This window comes from Azospirillum sp. B510 (assembly GCF_000010725.1).
GTDB classification, from domain to species: Bacteria; Pseudomonadota; Alphaproteobacteria; order Azospirillales; family Azospirillaceae; genus Azospirillum; species Azospirillum lipoferum_B.
Window position 1 is genome coordinate 474463 of record NC_013858.1, and the last position, 22461, is coordinate 496923.

Annotated in this window: 16 protein-coding genes; 13 read left to right on the top strand and 3 right to left on the bottom strand. The window is 65.0% G+C overall.

The genetic code is table 11. The annotated features are described in order from the left end of the window. Positions 1–404: 404 nt before the first annotated feature. From AZL_RS29460 to AZL_RS29485, 6 genes are all read left to right on the top strand, one after another. Positions 405–1310, top strand: coding sequence for a branched-chain amino acid ABC transporter permease (locus AZL_RS29460; RefSeq protein WP_012978038.1), 906 nt, complete (start codon positions 405–407; stop codon positions 1308–1310). Between the two features lie 5 nt (positions 1311–1315). Further along, entirely contained in the window at positions 1316–2812 is a 1497-nt protein-coding gene (gene livM, locus AZL_RS29465; protein WP_012978039.1) for a high-affinity branched-chain amino acid ABC transporter permease LivM, read from the top strand. Next, complete coding sequence (locus AZL_RS29470; protein ID WP_042446206.1) at positions 2809–3711, top strand: ABC transporter ATP-binding protein; 903 nt, start codon at positions 2809–2811, stop codon at positions 3709–3711. The genes livM and AZL_RS29470 overlap by 4 nt, the downstream gene beginning before the upstream one ends. 3 nt (positions 3712–3714) lie before the next feature. Then, positions 3715–4425 (top strand): ABC transporter ATP-binding protein, encoded by a 711-nt coding sequence (locus tag AZL_RS29475; protein WP_012978041.1) that lies wholly within the window; start codon positions 3715–3717, stop codon positions 4423–4425. Position 4426: 1 nt separating this feature from the next. Then, positions 4427–4780: a DUF6867 family protein gene (locus AZL_RS29480; RefSeq protein ID WP_012978042.1), complete on the top strand. Its 354-nt coding sequence runs from the start codon at positions 4427–4429 to the stop codon at positions 4778–4780. A gap of 381 nt (positions 4781–5161) precedes the next feature. Beyond that, entirely contained in the window at positions 5162–6847 is a 1686-nt protein-coding gene (locus AZL_RS29485) for a methyl-accepting chemotaxis protein (RefSeq protein WP_148219725.1), read from the top strand. A gap of 28 nt (positions 6848–6875) precedes the next feature. Here the strand turns inward: AZL_RS29485 and AZL_RS29490 are convergent, their stop codons facing one another. Further along, positions 6876–7652 carry a response regulator transcription factor gene (locus tag AZL_RS29490; protein ID WP_012978044.1) on the bottom strand — a complete coding sequence of 259 codons (777 nt, stop codon included), beginning with the start codon at positions 7650–7652 and terminating at the stop codon, positions 6876–6878. After that, positions 7649–9961: an ATP-binding protein gene (locus tag AZL_RS29495; protein WP_052293804.1), complete on the bottom strand. Its 2313-nt coding sequence runs from the start codon at positions 9959–9961 to the stop codon at positions 7649–7651. Before AZL_RS29495 ends, AZL_RS29490 begins: the two co-directional genes overlap by 4 nt. Positions 9962–10637: 676 nt before the next feature. Between AZL_RS29495 and AZL_RS35980 the strand changes: the two genes are divergently transcribed. Beyond that, on the top strand, positions 10638–11111 hold the full coding sequence (locus AZL_RS35980) for a hypothetical protein (RefSeq protein WP_148219726.1): 474 nt from the start codon (positions 10638–10640) through the stop codon (positions 11109–11111). Positions 11112–11775: 664 nt separating this feature from the next. Here the strand turns inward: AZL_RS35980 and AZL_RS29505 are convergent. Next, positions 11776–12954 carry an acyl-CoA dehydrogenase gene (locus tag AZL_RS29505; protein ID WP_012978046.1) on the bottom strand — a complete coding sequence of 393 codons (1179 nt, stop codon included), beginning with the start codon at positions 12952–12954 and terminating at the stop codon, positions 11776–11778. Between the two features lie 207 nt (positions 12955–13161). Here AZL_RS29505 and AZL_RS33690 point away from each other — a divergent pair, with 207 nt between their 5' ends. From AZL_RS33690 to AZL_RS29535, 6 genes are all read left to right on the top strand, one after another. After that, entirely contained in the window at positions 13162–14934 is a 1773-nt protein-coding gene (locus AZL_RS33690) for a VTT domain-containing protein (RefSeq protein WP_247894514.1), read from the top strand. A 217-nt stretch (positions 14935–15151) separates the two neighbouring features. Then, positions 15152–16084, top strand: a complete 933-nt coding sequence (locus tag AZL_RS37275) for a hypothetical protein (protein WP_012978048.1) — start codon at positions 15152–15154, stop codon at positions 16082–16084. Positions 16085–16204: 120 nt separating this feature from the next. Further along, complete coding sequence (locus AZL_RS29520; RefSeq protein WP_012978049.1) at positions 16205–16855, top strand: DUF1345 domain-containing protein; 651 nt, start codon at positions 16205–16207, stop codon at positions 16853–16855. Between the two features lie 299 nt (positions 16856–17154). Continuing rightward, entirely contained in the window at positions 17155–17976 is an 822-nt protein-coding gene (locus AZL_RS29525; protein ID WP_052293805.1) for a hypothetical protein, read from the top strand. 79 nt (positions 17977–18055) lie between these two features. After that, positions 18056–18736 carry a hypothetical protein gene (locus AZL_RS29530; RefSeq protein ID WP_012978051.1) on the top strand — a complete coding sequence of 227 codons (681 nt, stop codon included), beginning with the start codon at positions 18056–18058 and terminating at the stop codon, positions 18734–18736. 127 nt (positions 18737–18863) lie between these two features. Beyond that, a complete protein-coding gene (locus AZL_RS29535) occupies positions 18864–22442 on the top strand; it encodes a hypothetical protein (protein WP_012978052.1) in 3579 nt (1192 codons plus the stop codon). Positions 22443–22461: the final 19 nt, after the last annotated feature.

The window sequence follows — 22461 nt, forward strand, 5'->3', positions numbered from 1 at the left end:
CCGTGCCGCGAAAGGGGGAGCTGTTGGCGATGATCGAACGACGATTTGTCGGCCGGGTGCGGGACCCCGCCCCCGCTGCCTCGTCGTTCGTCCGGATGACGCGTATCCGGATGGCGGCTGGTCCTGTCGATCGCCACGCGCAGTCCCGCGAAAGTCCCCTGCACCACCTTTGACCGAAGCCCCGCCGGATCATGCGTCCGGCGGGGCTTCGGCAGGAACCGGGTGCGGCGGCGGGGTTCCAAGCGTCCCCTGCCTCGGTCCTGGATGTTCTCCCCCGTTCATCCGGATCGGAGCTCCGCCGCCGCACACGGCTCAAACCAAGCTTTGAGCGCCTGCCGATTCGGTTCCGGCCTATTCGGTGATCTGGCCTATTCGGTTCTGGGAGAGTGGGAGAAGCCTGTCTGATGGACTATTTTCTACAGCAATTGATCAACGGCTTGTCGCTTGGCGCGATTTACGGGCTGATCGCGATCGGCTACACGATGGTGTACGGCATCATCGGCATGATCAACTTCGCGCATGGCGAGATTTACATGATCGGCGCCTTTGTTGCGCTGATCACCTTCCTGGCGATCGGGGCGCTTGGGATCACCTGGGTGCCCCTGGCGCTGCTGATCATGCTTGTGGCCTCGATGCTGTTCACCAGCGTCTATGGCTGGACGGTGGAGCGGATCGCCTATCGGCCGCTGCGCTCGTCGCCGCGCCTGGCGCCGCTGATCTCGGCCATCGGCATGTCGATCTTCCTGCAGAACTACATCCAGATCCTCCAGGGTGCCCGCTCCAAGCCGCTGCAACCGATCCTGCCCGGCAACCTCACCCTGATGGACGGCGCCGTCTCGGTCAGCTATGTCCGGCTCGCCACCATCATCATCACGCTGGTGCTGATGGTCGGCTTCACCCTGCTGATCAACCGCACCTCGCTCGGCCGGGCCCAGCGGGCGTGCGAGCAGGACAAGAAGATGGCGGGGCTGCTCGGCGTCAATGTCGACCGCGTCATCTCGCTGACCTTCGTCATGGGCGCGGCGCTGGCCGCCGTCGCCGGCATGATGGTGCTGCTGATCTATGGCGTCATCGACTTCTACATCGGCTTCCTGGCGGGCGTGAAAAGCTTCACCGCCGCCGTGCTCGGCGGGGTCGGCTCGCTGCCCGGCGCCATGCTCGGCGGGGTGGTCATCGGCCTGATCGAGGCCTTCTGGTCGGGCTATGTCGGCTCCGAATGGAAGGACGTCGCCACCTTCTCCATCCTCGTCCTCGTCCTGATCTTCCGGCCCACCGGCCTGCTCGGCCGGCCCGAGATCGAGAAGGTGTAAGCGCCATGACCACCCCTTCCCACGCGCCGTCGCACCCCCATTACCACATCAACGGCAAGCGGCCCGGCGTCGATTGGCCCGCCACCCTCAAGGACGCCGGGCTCGCCGCCTTCGTCGCCCTTCTGCTGACCGTTCCGCTGGTGGGATTGCGCACCGTCGACCGCCCGACCGGTCTCGGCATCGAGGCCCGGCCGGAGGAGGTGGCCGCCTCGCTGCTGCTGGTCTTCCTCGGCCGGCTCGGGCTCGGGCTGATCCGCCAGGGCATGGCTCTGCCGGTGCTGATCCTGGCGCTGGTCTGCGCCGGCGTCGGGCTGGTGCTGCCGATGCCGACCCAGGTGCTGCGCCTCGTCCTGGTGCTGGGCGGCGGCGTCATCGCCATCCGCGCCGCCATGACGGTCGCCACCGGCCGCTCCAAGCTCAGTCAGGCCGAGCGCGACAAGCGGATGGACCGCGTCGCGGCACGCGTGCAGCACGCCAGCCGCTACATCGGCCCGGTCGCCGTCGCCTTCGCCGCGGTGCTGCCGCTGACGCCGCTGGCCGACCGCATGATCCTCGACATCGGCATCCTGCTGCTGACCTACATCATGCTGGGCTGGGGCCTGAACATCGTCGTCGGTCTCGCCGGCCTGCTCGACCTCGGCTATGTCGCCTTCTACGCGGTCGGCGCCTATTCCTACGCGCTGCTCGCCCATTATTTCGGGCTGAGCTTCTGGCTCTGCCTGCCGCTGGCGGGCGTGCTGGCCGCCTGTTCGGGCGTGCTGCTGGGCTTCCCGGTGCTGCGGCTGCGCGGCGATTATTTCGCCATCGTGACCTTGGGCTTCGGCGAGATCATCCGCATCATCCTGGTCAACTGGTACCAGTTCACCGGCGGCCCCAACGGCATCTCCGGCATCCCGCGGCCGAGCTTCTTCGGCATCGCCGACTTCTCGCGCAGCCCGGCCGACGGCATGCCGGCCTTCCATGAGCTGTTCGGGCTGGAATTCTCGCCGCTGCACCGCATCATCTTCCTCTACTACCTCATCCTGGCGCTGGCGCTGGTGGTGAACCTGTTCACGCTGCGCGTGCGCAAGCTGCCGCTGGGCCGGGCGTGGGAGGCTCTGCGCGAGGACGACATCGCCTGCGCCTCGCTCGGCATCAACCGCACCAACATGAAGCTGGCGGCCTTCGCCATCGCCGCGATGTTCGGCGGCTTCGCCGGGTCCTTCTTCGCGACGCGCCAGGGCTTCATCAGCCCGGAGAGCTTCACCTTCATCGAGTCGGCGATCATCCTGGCCATCGTCGTGCTGGGCGGCATGGGCAGCCAGATCGGCGTGGTGGTGGCGACGCTGCTGGTGATCGGCCTGCCCGAGGCGTTCCGCGAGCTGGCCGACTACCGCATGCTGGCGTTCGGCGCCGGCATGGTGGTGATCATGCTGTGGCGTCCGCGCGGCCTGCTGGCCCACCGCGACCCGACCATCCTCCTGCATGGCGGCGGGAAGCCCGCCGCGGGAGCCGCGAAATGAGCGCCCCCATGGACAATGCTGGGATGAATAGCGACAAGCCTTTGCTGAGCGTCGAACACCTGACCATGCGCTTCGGCGGGCTGGTGGCGAACAACGACGTGTCGTTCGAGGCGCGGGCCGGCGAGATCACCGCGCTGATCGGCCCGAACGGCGCCGGCAAGACGACGCTGTTCAACTGCGTCACCGGCTTCTACACGCCGACGGTGGGGCGGCTGACGCTGCGTCACCCGGCGGGCAAGGAATTCCTGCTGGAGCGGATGCCGGGCTACCGCATCGCCCAGCTGGCCGGGGTGGCGCGCACCTTCCAGAACATCCGGCTGTTCGGCGGGATGAGCGTCCTGGAAAACCTGATCGTCGCCCAGCACAACAAGCTGATGCGGGCGTCCGGCTTCGCCATCGCCGGGCTGCTCGGGCTTCCCGGCTTCCGCCGGGCCGAGCATGAGGCGGTGGAGCTGGCGAAATACTGGCTGGACCGGGTGCGGCTGACCGAGTTCGCCGACTGGGAGGCCGGCAACCTGCCCTATGGCGCCCAGCGCCGTTTGGAGATCGCGCGGGCGATGTGCACCGAGCCGGTGCTGCTGTGCCTGGACGAGCCGGCGGCCGGGCTGAACCCGCGCGAGTCGGGGGAGCTGGCCGAGATCCTGACCTTCATCCGCGATGTGCGGACGCCGCGGGGCCACCGCACCGGCGTGTTGCTGATCGAGCATGACATGAGCGTGGTGATGCGCATTTCCGACCATGTGGTGGTACTGGACTATGGCCGGAAGATTTCCGACGGCAATCCTGAGCATGTGAAGAACGACCCGGCGGTGATCCGCGCCTATCTCGGCGAGGACGAGGACGAGGCGTTGCCGCCGGAGGTCGCCGCCGACCTGAACCTCGCCCGGAAGGGAGCCTGAACCATGCTGAAGGTATCGGGCGTCCACACCTTCTACGGCGCGATCGAGGCGCTGAAGGGCATCGACATCGAGATCGGCGCCGGCGAGATCGTGTCGCTGATCGGCGCCAACGGGGCGGGCAAATCGACGCTGCTGATGACGATCTGCGGCAGCCCGCGGGCGCGCCAGGGCCGGGTGTTCTTCGAGGGCGAGGACATCACCGACCTGCCGACCCACGAGATCGTGCGGCGCGGCATCGCGCAAAGCCCGGAGGGGCGGCGCATCTTCCCGCGGATGACGGTTCTGGAGAATTTGCAGATGGGCTCGATCGTCGCCCAGCCCGGCAGTTTCGAGCGCGAGCTGGAGCGGGTGCTGACCTTGTTCCCGCGGCTGAAGGAGCGCATCAACCAGCGGGCCGGGACGATGTCGGGCGGCGAGCAGCAGATGCTGGCGATCGGGCGGGCGCTGATGAGCCAGCCGCGCCTGCTGCTGCTGGACGAGCCGAGCCTCGGCCTGGCGCCGCTGATCGTGAAGCAGATCTTCCAGGTGATCCAGGAGATCAACCGGGAACAGAAGATGACGGTGTTCATGGTGGAGCAGAACGCCTTCCACGCGCTGAAGCTGGCGCACCGGGCCTATGTGATGGTGACGGGGAAGATCACGATGACGGGGACGGGCGCGCAGCTTCTGGCCGACCCGGAGGTGCGGTCGGCCTATCTGGAAGGGGGACATTGAGATGGAGGCGCTTCTCGGGTCTTCGCTGCCGGTCTTCGTGTTCCTGACGGTCCTGGTGTTCGGCGGCTGCGGGGTTCTGACCGGCCAGACGCTGGCGGAGGGGTGGAAGCCGGTCTCCAGCGTGATCGCCTATTCGCTGCTGCTGGGCGTCGGCGACCGCTTCCTCGCCTGGGGCCTGTTCGGCGGGCAGCTGTTGTCGCTGTGGGGCTTCATCGTCCACACCGCCGTCATCGCCCTGATCACGCTGACCGCACACCGCGTCGCCATCGCGCGCCGCATGGTCAACCAGTACCCGTGGCTCTATGAGCGCGCAGGGCCCTTCGCTTGGAAAGAGCGCAGTCCAGCCTGCGGCTGAGACCAGCCCCTCTCCGTTGCGGCTCGATCATAGTATAAATACAACATCTATCGTGAGACGGCTGACAACCGGAAGTCTCATACCAAACATCCCATAAGTATTTTTAAATCCAAAGGCGCCGGTTCGTCATGAAGACGACGGCGCCTTGTTTTTTAATACAAAAGCATGACTTTCGTATTGCCATCCTGATTTACGGCTGGCCGAAAGTCAGAGCAAATTATCATGGCGCGAACTGCGACATTCCGTTACATTATCATTTAAATTTTGCAATTCGTTGACACATCAACCGCGCTTGCCGGCTTTGCCGGCGGTGAAGCGTCATGCCTTGACGACGGGCAGGAACGGCGGGCGGGCGAAGGCGGCATGGGAAGGGACAAGAGCATGGCAGTGGATAAGGCGGCCGCATCCCGGCCGCGCCGGATCTGGAGTGTCGGGAACAAGGTGACGGCGGCCTTCGTCGCCGCCATCGTCGGCGGCTTCATCGTCATCATGGGGTTGCAGGCCAAGATGCAGTATGACGACGCGGTGCGGCTGGCGACGCACGACGCCCGCGTCAAGACGGACATGCTGGCCAACGCCACTAAGACCAGCTTCGTCGCCGGTGACGGCGCCTCCATCGAGACGGAGTTCATGCCGCTGGCCAACAGCGGCGAGGTTCAGCTCGCCTCGCTGCGCGCGGCGACCGCCTCAGGCTTGCTGGCCGACTTCTCCAACCAGCAATTCGCCAGATACGACCTGAAGGCCGACCAGGTTCTGGTCGAGGCGGTGCTGGCCGGCAAGGGCGCCCAGACCCGTTCGGCCGACGGGCACATCGTCGTGACCGTGCCGGTGGTGACCGGCAAGAGCAACCGGCTGGTCGGCGCCCTGCAGATCGCCTGGAGCCTGGAAAAGCAGATCGACGCCATCGCCACCCAGATGCGCAACCAGATCGCCATCTGCCTGATCGCTCTGGTGGTGCAGATCGCCCTGCTGAACCTCCTGCTCGGCCGCATCGTCATCCGCCCGCTGCGCGCCATGGCGGCGGCGATGGCGAGACTGGCCGACGGCGACACCGCCATCGAGGTGCCGGGCGACGGCCGTTCCGACGAGATCGGCGCGATGGCCGGTTCGGTCACCGTCTTCCGCGACAACGCCCGCGCCATCGGGCGCATGCACGCGGCGCAAGCCGAAGCCGACGCCAAGGCCGAACAGGCCAAGCGCGCCGCCTTGCTCGACCTCGCCGACCGGTTCCAGGGCACGGTCAAGCGTCTGGTCGAGGGCATCGCCGAGTCCGCATCCGGCATGGCCGACAGCGCCGACCGCATGGCCATGGTGGTGGGCGAGGCGACCAGCCAGACCCGCAACGTCGCCCGCGAATCGGACGACATCCAGTCCAACGTCCGCTCCGCCGCGGCGGCGGCGACCGAACTGGCCAGCTCCATCGGCGGGATTTCCGATCAGGTCGGCCATTCCGCCCGCATCGCCGGCGCGGCGGTGTCCCACACCGACCGCACCAACGCCACCGTCCAAGGGTTGATCGCCAATGCCGACCGCATCGGCCAGGTGGTCGGGTTGATCCACGCCATCGCCAAGCAGACCAATCTGCTGGCGCTGAACGCCACCATCGAGGCGGCCCGCGCCGGCGAGGCCGGCAAGGGCTTCGCCGTGGTGGCGACCGAGGTGAAGGGGCTGGCCGACCAGACCGCCAAGGCCACCGACGAGATCGCCACCCAGGTCGACGCGATGCAGTCGGTCACCCGTGAGGCGGCCGAGGCCATCGGCGCCATCGGCAGCACCATCACCGAGATCGACGGCATTTCCGGCACCATCACCCAATCGGTGCGGGAACAGAACGCCGCCACCCAGGAGATCGCCCGGGCGGTGGAGATGGCCGCGCTCGGCACCCAGGACGTGTCGGCGACCATCGCCGCCTTGGCCCGGACGGCGGAGAGCGCCGGCGGCACGGCGCTGAATGTCCAGGACGCCGCCCGCGGCCTGTCCGGCCAGACCCGCGCCCTGGCGGCGGAGGTCGAACGCTTCCTCACCGAGGTGCGCCAGCAGGCGACCGGCGACGTGGAGGCGGCGTAGAGCGCGCCTCGCCCGAAGACCGCCAATATCAGGAGCTCGGCAAGACGGCCACGGTCAAGGATCGGGAAAAGCTGTAGCCGACGCCATGCACGGTGGAAACCGGCAGGCTTCGGCCCAGCACCTCCTCCGCCTTCATCCTCAACCGGCGGATGAGAGCCTCGAGACGGCGGTGCCCACCGGTATCGTCGGGGTATCCCAGATGCCGGATGAACACGTTGCGCGGGACGACCTCTCCCGGCTGACGCGCCAGCACCTCGATGAAGCGCATCTCTTTCGGCGTCAGCATCATCTCCCCTCCGTCCGGAGCGACCAGCAGCCAGCGCGACGGGACCAGCAGCCAGCACTCGGCCCGCATGCCGCCGCCACCGCCGGTCTTTCGATCGGCACCGGCGGCCGGCCGCGGCAGCCGGCCGCCGGAAGACCGGTTGAAGAGGCGAACCGCCGCCGCGGCAAGCTCGCGGCAATCCACCGGCTTGACGAAATACAGATCGGCGCCGGTGTGGAACCCGCGGATCCGCTCTTCGATATCGCCGGCGGCGGAGAGGATGATGATCCCCATCGACGTATGTTCGGCGATGAAGTGGACGACCGAACGCCCGTCGCCGTCCGGCAGCCCCAGATCGACGATCGCCACATCGTAGCGTTGCACCAGCAGCCTGCGATAGAAGTCCGCCATGCTGCCGACCCCCTCGACCGCCAGGCCCAATCCACACAGGGTCATGACCAGCGCGTCGCGTTGATCCTCGTCATCCTCCAGCAGAATCACTTGGAGTTGCGGGGCGGGGGAAAGGGGTTGGCCGCTCATGCCGCGACCTCCCCGATCTTTCCGTTTGCGGCAACGGGCGGCCGCTCCGCACCGATGCCCGCCGCCCGGATCGCCCTGGCCGCGGCCGCCAGCGCATCGGCCAGGGCGGCCGATTCCGCCAGGACCGCCTCCACCCGGCCATCATCCGGCGGGCCACCATCCGGCGGGGCGTCTTCCAGCAGGCGGGATAGCCGTTCGGCATGGCCGGCGATCCGCTCGGCGCCCAGCGTCACCGCCGCCCCCCGCAGGCGGTGGAGAAAGGGCCGTAGCCCGGCATCGGCCGGTGCGGCAAGCAGCTCCGCCGCCTCGGCGCAACGCTGGGCGAAGCGGTCGAGCAGATGGCGGACCAGCCCGGCATTGCCGCAGAAGCGCTCCACCGCCGCCGCGATGTCGAACCCGGCGATGCTGTCGGGAAGCCCGGCGCCGGCCGGCGAAGCCGCAGCCGCAGCAGCCGATGCCGCCACCGCCGCCGTCCGGGGCTTGAGCCAGCGGGCGAGAACACCGAGCAACCGCTCGGGCGCGACCGGCTTGGTGACGAAATCATTCATGCCGGCGGCGAGGCACTGGCGCCGCTCCTCGTCATAGGCATGAGCGGTCACCGCGATCACCGGCAGGTCGGCAAGGCCGCGCTGTTCGCGGATGAAGGCGGTCGCCGCCAGCCCGTCGAGTCCCGGCATTCGGATGTCCATCAGCACCGCATCGATCCCGGAGGCGGGATCGATGGCCCATGCCACCGCTTCACGGCCGTCCAAAGCGGTTTCGACCAGCGCACCCGCCTGTTCCAGGATTTCGCGGGCGACCTCGCGGTTGACCTCGTCGTCGTCGACCACGAGAACACGCATTCCGTCCAGCCTGACCGGCGGCGCCTGCGGAACGGTGGAACCGGCCGCGGTCCCGAAGGGCAGGATCACGGTGAAGACGCTTCCCTGGCCGGGGCGGCTGTCGGCCGAGATCGTTCCGCCCATCAGCGTCGCCGCCTGCCGCGCGATCGCCAGACCGAGCCCGCTGCCGCCATGCCGCCGGGCCGACGCGGCGTCCGGTTGGTGGAACGGCTCAAAGATGTCGGACAGGTGGCGCGGGTCGATGCCAGGCCCGCTGTCGCGCACGGAAAAACGCAAGCCCCGGCGCCCGCCGGCAAGCATGGCCGGCTCGACCGACAGCCGGACGGAACCGGTCTCGGTGAACTTCACCGCGTTGCCGGCGAGGTTGAGCAGGATCTGGCCGAGCCGGCCGGCATCCCCGCGCAGGACCGCCGGCACGCCGTCGCTCCGGTCGATGACGAAATCCAGCCCCTTGGCCTCCGCCACCGGCGCCACGGCGCCGGCCACCCCGTCGAGCAGGTCGGCCAGATCGAAGTCGCTTTCGTCGAGCGCGACCTGTCCGGCCTCCAGCCGCGCCACGCTGAGAACGCCGTCGGTCAGCCGCAGCAGCAGATCGGCGGCGGCGGCGATGCGGGTGACATGGATGCGCTGGCGCTCGTTCAGGACGGACTGCCCGAGCAGCCGGGCGAGGCCGCTGACCGCATTCATCGGCGTCCGGATCTCATGGCTCATGTTGGCGAGGAAGCGGCTTCTGGTCGCGGCCATGCGTTCGGCCGCCTCTTTGGCGCGGGCCAGCGCCGCCTCGGACGCACGGCGGCTGTCCACCTCCTCGCGCAGGGCGTTCTGGGCATCGGCCATATGCACCCACAGCAGGCTGACCAGCCCGGCGACGACGAGGATCAGGAACAGCAGCAGCAGGCCGCCGCGCTGCGCCTCGCCCTGCTCCGCGGCGCCCCCCGGCTGGAACAGGACCAGGACGACCCGCATCGCATGGATCAGCCCCAGCCCGATGAGCGGCAGGGCGGCGCAACGGACCGCGATCAGACGCCAGCGCCGCCGTTCGCCGAGCAGCAGCGCGCCGGCCGACAGATAGAGAACGCCGTACAGCCCGCTGGCGAGGATCGACCGCACCTGATAGTCCGGCTGGATCAGGGTGAAGTGGAAGAACAGCAGGGCGTCGGCGGCGAGGGCCGGCGGCATGATCCAGACGGGAAACCGCCGCCCGGCCAGCAGGGCGGCGGCCCAGCAGACCAGCAGCGTCCCGCCATGCATCAGGAGATTGGCGGCGACCACGCTCAGAAGCGGCGACACCGCCCCGCGCAGAACCCAGAGGGTGTTGCCGACCACTCCCAATCCCAGCCCGAGGGCCAACAGGCCGGCCGACCGGCTGCCGCTCCCCTGACCGCCGCCCCTCTGAATGCCTCCCTGGCGCCAGACGATGGCGAAGATGCCGGTGAACAGCAGCAGCACCAGCATCTGCATCATCATGACGGTCCGGACATCCGGTACGAGAATATTAATCATATTTTAACATCCAAATGGATGCGTATAATGGATTTACCAGTATAAATAATTGTAAAACAAAATAACATCTCTCTATTTTCTGCGAATACAATCAAAGATTACAAAAAAAATTATAGAAATACTATTGGTTTAATCAAAATCTCTACCTAAATTTCATATGAGTATGCTTCAAAACACTCAATAGTATTTTCAAATATTATTTGAATCTCTGATGGTTATTTTTTAAACAAATGAATTGGCCTTATGACAAAACATGCATATCATTATTTCGTCGTTTTTTTGTGATGATTTGTGGGTTGTTTTGTATTCTCTTTTTTGTCAGAAAAGTAAACGTGAGGATGATTGAATATGGCATTCAAATTAATCCATGCCAGAAGCACAGTTTTTAATAAATATCAAATATATAATTTGGTGATATGGAGAATACGAAATATCATCTTAAGGTTTTTTGCGGTATTTACCGAAAAGTCTATGATTAAATAATAATAATAAAGTAATCATCATTTACTAAAAGGGAGAACAAATATGTAACCGACAAAATGCCAATTTATACCCTATGCTCATATCGGATATTACCACAAATTCTCATGTCATTTCGCCATGAGATCATGTCAACCCCTCAGAAATCAGGAGGACAGTCATGGTAAAAAAGAATATAATTGCGCTGTACGCCTTCACTCTCGCGATGACAGCGACCGGTGCTTGGGCCGACAGCGTGAACGTATGCGTTACTGCAGACACCCCGAATACATATCTATCCGTGCTGAACGCGGCCCGCGAGGTGGGAATCGTCGTCATTGAGCCTAACAAAACCCAGGTCCGCGCCAACAACCACTACCAAGCGGGCGCGGGTTCCTACTGGAACTCGTCATTACCAATCAACATTACGCTGCCCAGTGGATGCTCGCAGATTTTTCTTATGTCAAAGAATACAAACCCCAACAACAAGCAACCTTGGCAATGCGATACCCCGACGATTGTTGTGGAACAGGGCAAGGGTATCCTTATAACTGGTACTGCTCCCGGCGCCGTGATTCCGATCAACTCGATTAATATTCCAGATCCTAATGCAAAATACACAACCGACAGCAGTTCATGCCCTTCGGGGACTTAATCAGTCGGTCGGAATGATAGTCTCCGGGTCCGTTCCCGATTCATGCAATCGGGTTTCAAGATGACGGATGGGCTGGGAAGCGTGCTTCCCAGCCCATTTTCTCATGGCAACTCAAGGTGCCGCGCCAGCGGGGTGAGCGCCAGCGAGTTGCGCCTTGGCGCGGTGAGAGAGCAAAGGGCGGGTAACGGCACGGATACCTGTTGAAGCAGAAGACGCGCTCTCGCCACTTGCAGCCCGCCTCCAAGGCGCAAGCCGCGTTCCAAAAAAGGGGCTGCCCGAAGCGCTGAAAGCCGCGGCGGCCGCACATTAAGGTGATGTGGTGGACCGCCCTTCCACCTTCTGGGATTGGTGGCAAGCTAATGCCGTCGAAGAAACCATATGTCAATGCTTAAGCGTGGCGGTATCGGTTCAAAATGCTAGCGAATATTTAAAAACAGATCCACAACCCATCTGCGACAATTCGGAAGCCACCCATATCCTGCTTGCATTTACCATCCAAAGCGCTTCAACGGCGCATTGTGATGTGCCAAGCGAACCATCGCGGCGGGCGAGGACAGGGAGGTATTCGGAAATCCGCAACCACACCGATTTCCGAACCCTTTCCTTGTCCTCCCTGCCGCTTCCCGTTCCGCCATGTCCTGCACGGCCGAACGGGAGGGTTCGATCAGAAGAACGCCTGAAGCCCCGTCTGCACCCGGCCCAGGATCAGGGCATGCACATCGTGGGTGCCTTCGTAGGTGTTCACCGTCTCCAGGTTCACCATGTGGCGGATGACCTGGAATTCCTCGGAGATGCCGTTGCCGCCGTGCATGTCGCGGGCGACGCGGGCGATGTCGAGCGCCTTGCCGCAATTGTTGCGCTTGATCAGCGAGATCGCTTCCGGCGACCAGCTGCCGTCGTCCATCATGCGGCCGACGCGCAAGGCAGCCTGGAGGCCCAGCGTGATCTCCGTCATCATGTCGGCCAGCTTCTTCTGCACCAGCTGGGTCTGGGCCAGCGGACGGCCGAACTGCTTGCGATCCAGCGTATACTGGCGGGCGGCGTGCCAGCAGAACTCCGCAGCGCCCAGCACGCCCCAGGCGATGCCGTAGCGCGCCTTGTTCAGGCAGCCGAACGGACCGCCCAACCCCGTCACGTTGGGCAGCAGGTTCTCGTCGGGGACGAAGGCCTCGTCCAGCACGATCTCGCCGGTGACCGACGCGCGCAGCGACAGCTTGCCCTCGATCTTCGGGGTGGAGAAGCCCTTGGTGCCGCGCTCGACCACGAAGCCCTTGATCTTGTTGTCATGGGCCTCCGACTTCGCCCAGACGACGGCGAGGTCGGCGATGGGCGAGTTGGTGATCCACATCTTGGACCCCGACAGCAGATAGCCGCCATCGACCTTGGTGGCGCGGGTCTTCATGCCGCCGGGGTCGGAGCCGTGGTCCGGCTCGGTCAGGCCGAAACAGCCGACCAGCTCGCCGGTGGCCAGACGCGGCAGCCACTTCTTTTTCTGCTCCTCGCTACCATAGGAATAGATCGGATGCATGACCAGCGAGGACTGCACCGACATGGCGGAGCGATAGCCGCTGTCGACCCGCTCCACCTCGCGGGCGACCAGCCCGTAGGCGACGTGGCTGACGCCCGGCCCGCCATACTCCTCCGGGATGGTCGGGCCGAGCAGCCCCAGCTCGCCCATCTCGGCCATGATCTCGCGGTCGAACCGCTCCTCGCGGAAGGCGGAGATGACACGGGGCTGGAGCCGGTCCTGGCAGTAGGCGCGGGCGCTGTCACGGACCAGCTTCTCGTCCTCGGTCAGCTGGCTTTCAAGGAGGAAAGCGTCGTCCCACTGGATGCTCTGCACGGTGCGTCTCCTGATCGTGTCCGGGCCGGTTCGGCCACCGGTTACCGCTTGGCCGCTCGCCAATTGGGCGCTACTGTGCCGCGCCGGCGCCATATCCACAAACACATATTTTCTATCCTATCCATAACATTTCCATATGGCTAAAAAGAAACAGTCTTCATGCGGGACGGTTCCACAAAAGTTTTAACGTGAAGCTTACCATTTGCTATGCAATTTTGCCGGTGGCACCGTAGCCGCCACCTACCCAACGGACACCCACCCGTGTTTGCTGCATTGCAACCAATAACCGCCTTCGCCGGTTTCCCCCTGTTGCTGGGCCTTGCTTTGCTTACGCTTCTGCACGAAGACGTTGCGATCGCGGCCGGAGCCACCCTGGTCAGCGTCGGAACCGTCAGCATCGGCGTCACCGCCCTCACGCTGCTGTGTGGAATCGTTATCGGCGATCTGTTCATTTATGTCCTCGGACTATTGTCTCTCCGGATCAGTTGGATCCGGCGGCGGACCGAGGGGCCTATGCTTGAACGCTGCCGCAGGGCCTTGCAAAGCAATCTGCTGCCAACATTGGTGACTTGCCGTCTGGTGCCCGGCGTCTTATTCCCGACCTATTTCGCCTGCGGCGTGATGCGGGTGCCGTTCTTCCGCTTCGTCGCCATCACGCTGGCGACCGCCGGCGTCCATGTCGGTCTGCTGCTGACGCTGATGACCTCCTCGCTGGAGGCGGCGGCGCTCCAGGTCCAGGTGATCGGCATCAGCTGCGCGGCGGTGCTGATGCTTCTGCGCACCAAGCGCGCCCAATCCATCGCCCGTGCGCTGATCGGCCGCATCCGGGCGGCGCTGGAGCCGCTGCTGCCCGGCGGCCTGCGCGACGCGTTGCGCGGCTGCCCGACGCCGCGCGCCATCGCCCTGCCCGGCCTGCCGATGGTGCCGGCCGGCGCCCGCACCATCGGCTGGGCGGAGCGTATCCCGCCGCTGCTGTTCTACATCCCGCTGGTGGTCCAGTGGTTCGCCCTCGGCGCCCGTTACCGCAGCCTGACCCTGCCGACCGCCGCCAACCCGTCGATCGAGGCGGGCGGGCTGCTCGGCGAATCGAAGATCGCCTGCATGGACCTGATCGGGCCGGACGCGCGCCGCTGGGCCGCCCGGTCGGTCGCCTTCGTCAACCGGCCGTCGCTGACCCCGGCCCAGTTGGACTCGCTGGCATCGGGGGCCGGCCTGTCCTTCCCGCTGGTCGCCAAGCCTGACATCGGCTGGCGCGGCATCGGCGTGCGCCTGGTGCGCGATTCCACCGATCTCCGCAGCTATCTGCACGGCTTTCCCGCCGATGTCCGGCTGATCCTGCAGGAGCATGTCCCCTATGCCGGGGAGGCCGGGATCTTCTATGTCCGCAAGCCGGGCGAACGCCACGGGCGGATCTTCTCGATGACCTTCCGCTATTATCCCCATGTCGTCGGCGACGGCCGCTCCACCCTGCGTGCGCTGATCGCCGCCGACCCGCGCGCCTCCTGGAAGGCGGGGCTGCATCACGAGGCGCTGGCCGACCGGCTGGACGAGGTGCCGGCGGCCGGGCGGACGGTGCGGCTGTCTCTCGTCGGCAGCAGCCGGGTCGGCGGCCTCTACAAGGATGCCTGCGGCCATGTCACGGCGACGCTGACCGCGCGCTTCGACGAGATCGCCGACGAGATGCCGGGTTTCCATTTCGGCCGCTTCGACGTGCGCTTCGCCTCGGTGGAGCGGCTGGCGGTGGGCGAGGATTTCCGCATCATCGAGGTGAACGGCGCCGGGGCCGAGGCCATCCACATGTGGGATCCGGACTTCGGGCTGGGCGAGGCCTACGCCACCCTGTTCCACCAGCAGGCGCTGATGTTCGAGGTCGCCGACGCCTGCCGGGCGGCGGGGGCCCGGCCGCTGACCGCGCTGGAGCTGGTCCGCTACCAGCGCCGCCAGCAGAACCTGCTGCCACTCTATCCGGCCTCGAACTGACCGGACGCCGGGGCGGCCAGGCCTGTCAAGCATCCCCTATGCCGGCACGAACCGCGGGTTCGCGCCGGCTTTTTTGACGGCATGCACACGCAATGGCATGTCAATTACAAAGCATCACAATTTGATTCCCAAAGTCTCAGGAAACACATCGATAAATGAAACAAAATATAATAATCATAAATTCCGTTGATCAAAAATATCTTTCTCGGAGAAACAAATGACGATTCTGATGAATGGAGCCTATTTCAACAGCCTGGATCAGGACAGCGGTTTGGAAAACGCACTGGACCAGATACCGGGCAGCGGAACGACCGACTACATCATCTTCAGCCTGAACGTAAAGAGCAAAACAATTGTGGATATAAGCTTTGGTCTCAGTGGACCTACATTGGCTTCTGATGGAGACATACAAGACGGTTTCTCGGATATCATTGAACCGATCATCAGCGCTGGAATCAAGAATAAATCATTGAAGCGGATTTGGCTTTCGATTGGTGGCGCAGAATCCGATGCTTTTACCTATATCAACGACATCATTTCACAAAATTCGGATCTAACAAAAACACTTTACAATAACTTCAATGCGATCATCACGGCCATTGGAAATATCCAAGGCGCTGCGAGCGAGAGCGGCCCTGTATTCTCCGGGTTCGATATCGATTTCGAACAAAAAAAAGGCGACCTGCAAACCCTTGTTTCCAATGTGACAATCTGGCTCTATCAGCAGTTCAAATGCACTTTTACGTTCTGCCCATTCCAGTCTTTGCCGATCACTCCACCGCACGCGAAGACACAGGCGGTCTCGCCATGGATATCGTCCTTGTCGACCATCTATTCCGCCTTGAACACCCAACCGGTGCTCGGGTTCAATTTGCAGACCTATGCCGGCGGTTACGGAAACGATCCCACGGCCTGGGTGAGCGCTGTCTCGGCTCAATCCGGCACCAGTGTTGCCGACGCCTCCGCCTTCATCTGGCCGATCTTCTCCTGCGACAGCGGCCTAGGCAACGGCCCGAACTCCACACCGTCGCAGGTGACGACCGCCATGCAGGGGTGGAAATCGCAAGGGGCCTCGCTTTGGGCCACCGCGTCGCTTCCCTATGACAACTACAATCTGAGCGATTACGCCACGGCCATCAACGCTGGCTGAGGCGATCCGGCAACGGCAAGGCCGGCAGTTCCTCTTGGGACCGCTGCCGGTCTTGCGCCCGCCTCTTCCCGCCTCCACTTGATAGCGGCCGTTGCCCGCCCCTATCCTTTGGAGATCTGGATGCGCCGGAGCCTGACCCATCTGCGCAACCGCCCTTCGCTCACCGGGTCGCTGGCCTTCGCCCTGTTGGCGGGAGCGGTCGTGGCGCCATGGCTGCGCCCGACCACCGCCCTGCTGATCGGCTGGGATCTGGGCGTCGTCCTCTACATCCTGCTCGCCGGTTTCCTGATGAGCCGGGCGACGGTGGCGTCGATGCGCCGCCGGGCCAAGCTGCTCGATCCCGGCAAATGGGCCGTGCTGGCCGGCGCCGTGCTGGCCGCACTCGCCGCCCTGGTCGCCATCGTCGCCGAACTGGTGTCGGCCAAGGGCTCCCCGCACGAGGGCATGGCGGCGATCCTGGCGGGGGCGACGGTGCTGCTGTCCTGGACCTTCCTGCACGTCTTCTTCGCCCAGCTCTACGCCCATGACTATTGGCTGGACGGCGGACCTGCGCGGGAGCGCAGCCTGGAGTTTCCCGGCAACGAGGCGCCGGATTATCTGGAATTCCTCTATTTCAGCTTCACCATCGGCATGACGGCGCAGGTGTCCGACGTCACCACCCGCGGCGCCGGCATGCGCCGCCTGGTGCTGATGCACGGCGCCCTGTCCTTCCTGTTCAACACCGCGGTGCTGGCGCTGGGCGTCAATCTGGCCGCCAGCCTGGTCGGCTGATCCGCCGCCGCCTTCGGCACCCCGCATCGAGACCGGCCGCGCTCCGCCAACCGGGAAGGAGTCTGCGCAAGACGCGGGCGGAGTCCGAATGCGAAAGCGTCGAATTTGGCACCGCAGCAACATACATAAGTAATGATCATGTTTTTTGTTTTCTTCAAAGACAATTGAAAATACATACATTTGCATTATTTGCAAAATTCTGAGCTGTTATGTTGTTTTTCTTTCGAACGCACTATAATTTACGGAGAAGTTCAGAGGCATTAACAATGACAAAATTGTTATTTCCTATTCTTCTATTTATGACTTATGGCTGCACCGCTCATGCCAATGTCGGCATCGGGGCGGTCGCCGCGTCCGATGAATTCGTCATCAAACTGTCGGTCCTGAACGTGACCAGCGATACGGCGACCATCGGCTACCGGTCGTTGCCGGCCAACCGGCCGAAGAGCTACGGCGATTTCCTGGCGATCTGGCAGGGGCGCATGATCCCGTGGCGGGCGCCACCGCTGGCGCGGATCACGATTCCACAGGACACGGATTCCGGTTCGGTGGTGCTCAGCGGCTTCACCCTGGCCAATCTTGATTATGTGGTGGGGTACGGCACCGGGCCGGCCATCTCCACCATCGCGGCCTCCGTTCCCATTCCGCCCGTAACCGGCGAGTCGGCGGAAGGCGGCACCAGCACGGCCAATCCCGCCCCCGGCCAGCCGGGATCGTCGGTGACGATGACGCTGGCCAGCCAGACGTCGGAAGCGCTCGCCGTGCGCTATGCGACGCTGCCGGGATACCAGCCGGCCAGCTACGGCAACTGGATCGGCATCTGGCCCGGTCAAATGTCGCCCTACAACGCCTTCAAGCCATTGGCCTGCGCCGATGTGCCCTCCGACGCCAATCTCGGCACCGTGGCGATGAACGGCCTGTCGCTGGGGGCGGAGGAAACCTACACGCTGGTCTATTTCACCGGCCCGGCCGCCCCGGCGTCCGACGGCAAGGCCGCGCCGGGCTGCGCCGCGGCCTGGAGCGATGGCGGCCAGACACCCGACACCACGCAGGCCGCGGCGATGCTGGTCTTCCAGACCGCCAGCCGCGCCGGCGCCCAACAGCCCGTGCCCTCCAAATAGTCCGGGCACGGACCCAGGCGGGATTTTCCCCGCCGACACCCAGCAGGACCGATCCTGCGCCACGATTGAGGGTAAGCATATGGCAACGGTTATTTCGACTGCGAAGACCACCCTGGCCCTGACGCTTCTGGACGACGCAACCCTTCAGGTCGATTACAATACCCTGTCGGGCAACATGCCGCAGACCTACGGCAATTACCTGGGGATCTGGCAGGACAACAGCGGGAACATCCCCTACAACCAGACCGCCCAGAACACCTCGACAGTCAACGGCAACACCCAGGCCGGCTCCACCACCTTCCCGGTTTCGTCGCTGACCACCAACGGCTATGTCGTCTGCTTCGCGGTCGGCAGGCAGCTGACGGCGCCGATGCAGATCTATGGCAACGCCTGCTCGACCGCCTTCCTTCCCCCCAATTCCAGCACCGTCATCTATACCCCTGGCTCGCTGACCTACAATTCCAACGGCAGCAACAACCTCAATCTCAACTACGCTCTGCCGGTCGGCGATTCGCCCAGCACCAACGGCGCCTGGGTCGGCCTGTGGAAGGGCAGCCTGGCCTCCTACACCTCGGCGCCGAATGTCGGAGCCGCCGCGATCACCTCGACCTCCTCCAGCGGCATCGCCTTCATCAACGGCATCGCGCTTGGCCGCGGCGCCACCTACACGGCGGCGCTGTTCACCTCCGGCTGGAACGCCGCGACTCCCGCGTCGAGCCTGCTGACCACCATGGCGGCGACCGTGACCTTCCAGATCTGATCCTGTCCGGTTCTCCGGCCGACGCGGGTTCGGCCGCTCACGTCACGGGACCGGCCCGGCGGCCCTCCCCCCTCGCGGGGAGGACCGCCGGGCGCGTCCCCGATCCCGCCACGACCGGAGGCCGCCCATGGATTTCTTCACCAAATTCCACACCGCCCGCCTGTACAGCGCGCAGCAGGGCGCCGGATTCTTCTATTATGTGCTGCCGGCGGGCTGCACCAGCTTTCCCGACGGCATCGGCCTGCAGGACGCGCTGTCCTCCGCCGCGTTCCAGGGAACATTCGTCTATTCCGCCGGCGACCCGGCGATCACGGCGGCGAGTGCCGACGGCTTCGTCGAGGCGATCGACGGCGTCCTGCGCCAAACCCAGGACAGCCGCGGCTTCATCTGGCTGGCCGATCCCACCGCCATCACCCCGTCGACCTGCCCGATCATGAGCCTCAGCCCGGCGGGGGACAGCGGCGGACCGCTGGCCGCCCCGATCGTGCCGGCGCTGTCGCTGACCCTGACCGGCGGCATGACGGTGACGCTGGACGGGACGACGCTGTCGCTGACCAACGCCAACCCGAGCTTCCAGGGCGCCGCCCAGCCGGTCAGCAGCCGAAGCCCGAACGCGCGTCTGCCCTGCGACGGCACGCTGCGGGGCACCCTGCGGTTCGACAGCTTCATCCAGCGCCAGTCGCTGCATGACAGCTGGAACTGGGGATTCCAGTATGCCTTTCCCTCCGCCGACAGCGATGTTTCGGCGGTGACCGCCCTGTGGCTGCCGCTGGCCGTCGGCAATCTGCCCAGTTCCAGCGACATGATCGGCTTCCATCTCGCCATCGATCCCAGCGATCCGACCAACGCCTTTCTGCCGGCGCGCACCACCGTCGCCTTTTCCGGCGAGATCCTGAACCAGCCCTCGGTCCCGGTGGCGCTGGCGTCGGGATTCGCCACCACCACCGGCTTGGCCGTCTGGCTCTATCCCGTTCCGGGGCAGATCGACGAAAATCCCGACGCCGCCTATCTCGTGTTCAATCCCGGCTGCCAGCCCGACCGCGTCGGCCCCACCAGTTTCCAGGCGGCGCCGGTCGGCGCCTATGAGCTGGCGGTGCCCGACGCCCCGGCGGGCGGCGGGACGCTGGGCATGATCGGCGGCCTGCTGGGAACGGAATACATCGCCTTCCAGCCGCGCGGCGACGGCGGCGACGGCGACCGGCTGTGGTTCGAGACCGGAAAGCCGGCCTGGGCGCCCCGCTTTCCCTTCCCCCCCGCCTCGCCGGTATCCGCCCCGACCGATCCGTCGGCACCGCTTCTGGAAAGCGCCTTCCTCACCTCCTGGGCGACGGTGGTCACGGCGCAAGGAGCCGGGACCGTCCCCTATGTCGCCCAGCCCAAGGGATCGCCCCTGCTGGGGCGCGATCCGCTGATCTTCGCGTCCTACCCCAGCCTGTTCGGCGCCATGGATCCGGCGGTGGCGCTTCCGGGCGCGGGCAGCCCCTTTCCGCTGGCTCCCTACGCTCTGGCCACGGCCGGCGACGGCGTCGTCAGCTTCGACGCCAGCCAGATCGCCAATTTCGAAGGCCAGGTGCTGGCGGCGACGCGGCGGTCCGCCATAGCGGGCACCGGGAGCGCCGGCGGCATGGCCAAAGCCGCCGTCGCGAAGCCCACGACCCTCAGATCGGCCGCCCGGTCCCGCGCCCTTCCCAAAACCACTCTGGCCCAATCCCCTCTGGCCAAAGCCGCCTTGGCCGACACCGCAGACGCCGGAAGCGGTCAGGATGTGGTCACCACCCCGTCCGGGCAGCTGGTGACGCTGGCCGACGACGGCAGCTGGCGGGAGATCCTCCTCGGCAGCAATCTGGCGGCGGGCAGCGACGGAACGCTGGCCTTCCTCAATCCCGGATCCGAGCTGCACCAGGCCTTCTCCACCGGGGACCTGTTCCTGGTGATCGCCAACGCCACCCTGCTGGGCAGCACCGATCCCGGCGCCTCCGGCGCGCGCTTCCTCAACGGCATGACCATCGAGGATTGGCTGCTGACCGCCAATGTCGGGCACAATTCCTACAACGACTACAACAACGTGATTATCGTCAAGGGCTGCAAGGGCGCGCTCTACGATCCCAGCTCCGACGCGACCAAATCCTCCAGCCTGGTGTCGACGCAGGACAAATGGACGCTCGCCACCGACTTCGCGGCACCGAGCGACCTCGACCCCGCCAACCCCTCCCTGCCGCCCGGACCGCCGGATCCGGCCGAACTTCCGGTGCTGTCGACCTGGCTGCGCTCCTATTTCCAGGCCGCCAGCGACCAGTCCGACACCGACTATTTCGGCAATTTCAACGCCATCGCGCGCGACCCCGACTGGACCGGCATCCTGGTGCTGGCGATGGATTGCGGCCTGCCGTCCGACCTTGCCGGGCTGGCGGCGGGGATCACCGATCCTGGCGCCTTCATGGCCCACCATCTCGGCATCGAGGTCAGCCCGGTCGCCAACGACCCGGCGGCGGCCAGCATCGCCCTGTCCTCCTCCAGCTCGATGTTCGGCCTGATCTATTACCAGGACCCCGATTATGTCCCGCCCGCGGCCGGGCAACCGGTCACCCCGGTGCCGGTCGCCGAAGGGGCCGATTTCGGTTTCCGGGTGCTGACGCTCCAGGTCCTGTTCGAGAACACCGCCGTCAAGCTGTTCCAGAGCTACGCCCAGGTGACGCTGAACTCCCTGTTCGGGATGCCGGTCGAACGGATGGGTGCCGATGGCGGCAACGATGCCAACGCCATCATTCTGAAAGGCACCTATGTCAACAACAACGGCACGCCCATCTACAGCATGGGGGCGCTCTACACCACCACCTATTACTTCGACAATAATATCTTCAACAAGATCGAGATCGACTCCGCCCAGATGAGCACGGTGGATGACGGAACTGGGACCGGCATCCTGCAAAGCCTGTTCAGCTTCAGCGGCTATCTCGACTTCACGCTGGTGCGGACGGCCGCGGATGTTCCTTTCGACGTGTTCTCCTTCGGCAGTCCGGACGGCCAGGACATCCTGCGCCAGGGGCTGCGCTACGCCACGCTGGGATTGCAGCTGACCTCGCCCGCGGCGTCGCCGACCGAGACCGCCTTCCGCTTCGTCACCGACCAGATCACCTTCGACGTCGTGACCAGCACGCCACGCTCCGGCTGCCTCTACACCAACTTCGCCCTGACGCTGAACGGGCTGGTCTCCGGCAGCGCCGCCGCCGCACCGGAGGCGTCGAACTGGCTGACCGTCATCCCCGACGCGGTGTTCAGCGGCGTCGGCGGGACGGAGTGGTACGGGCTGAGCTACCGGTTGGACATGGGGACGCCGGGGGCGCTGGCCGGCAAGGCCAAGCTGACCTCCCAGCTGCTCACCGCCTGGTCAACCGACAGCAGCGGAACCGGGTCCTACCGCGCGCTGGTCGGCATCCAGCTGCCGGGCACCGGCGGCGGCGCCAAGCTGATCAGCCTGCAGAATGTGCTGAAGCTGTCGGTCAACCAGATCTGGCTGGCCTATGACCCGGACCAGTCGTCGTTCCTGCTGATGCTGACCGACATCGCCCTGCGCTTCCTCGGGCTGCTCAAGATCCCGCCGAGCGGCTCCACCCTGTTCTACCTGTTCGGAAACCCCGAGTCCGGGGGCAAGCCGTCGGGATTGGGCTGGTACGCCCTCTACAACAACGAACCCGACAATTCCTGACCTGCCGCCGACCGGGGAG

Coding starts and splice junctions, on each gene's coding strand:
- AZL_RS29460 (WP_012978038.1), top strand. CDS start 405: ATGGACTATTTTCTACAGCAATTGATCAACGGCTTGTCGCTTGGCGCG.
- livM (WP_012978039.1), top strand. CDS start 1,316: ATGACCACCCCTTCCCACGCGCCGTCGCACCCCCATTACCACATCAAC.
- AZL_RS29470 (WP_042446206.1), top strand. CDS start 2,809: ATGAGCGCCCCCATGGACAATGCTGGGATGAATAGCGACAAGCCTTTG.
- AZL_RS29475 (WP_012978041.1), top strand. CDS start 3,715: ATGCTGAAGGTATCGGGCGTCCACACCTTCTACGGCGCGATCGAGGCG.
- AZL_RS29480 (WP_012978042.1), top strand. CDS start 4,427: ATGGAGGCGCTTCTCGGGTCTTCGCTGCCGGTCTTCGTGTTCCTGACG.
- AZL_RS29485 (WP_148219725.1), top strand. CDS start 5,162: ATGGCAGTGGATAAGGCGGCCGCATCCCGGCCGCGCCGGATCTGGAGT.
- AZL_RS29490 (WP_012978044.1), bottom strand. CDS start 7,652: ATGAGCGGCCAACCCCTTTCCCCCGCCCCGCAACTCCAAGTGATTCTG.
- AZL_RS29495 (WP_052293804.1), bottom strand. CDS start 9,961: ATGATGATGCAGATGCTGGTGCTGCTGCTGTTCACCGGCATCTTCGCC.
- AZL_RS35980 (WP_148219726.1), top strand. CDS start 10,638: ATGGTAAAAAAGAATATAATTGCGCTGTACGCCTTCACTCTCGCGATG.
- AZL_RS33690 (WP_247894514.1), top strand. CDS start 13,162: ATGCAATTTTGCCGGTGGCACCGTAGCCGCCACCTACCCAACGGACAC.
- AZL_RS37275 (WP_012978048.1), top strand. CDS start 15,152: ATGACGATTCTGATGAATGGAGCCTATTTCAACAGCCTGGATCAGGAC.
- AZL_RS29520 (WP_012978049.1), top strand. CDS start 16,205: ATGCGCCGGAGCCTGACCCATCTGCGCAACCGCCCTTCGCTCACCGGG.
- AZL_RS29525 (WP_052293805.1), top strand. CDS start 17,155: ATGACTTATGGCTGCACCGCTCATGCCAATGTCGGCATCGGGGCGGTC.
- AZL_RS29530 (WP_012978051.1), top strand. CDS start 18,056: ATGGCAACGGTTATTTCGACTGCGAAGACCACCCTGGCCCTGACGCTT.
- AZL_RS29535 (WP_012978052.1), top strand. CDS start 18,864: ATGGATTTCTTCACCAAATTCCACACCGCCCGCCTGTACAGCGCGCAG.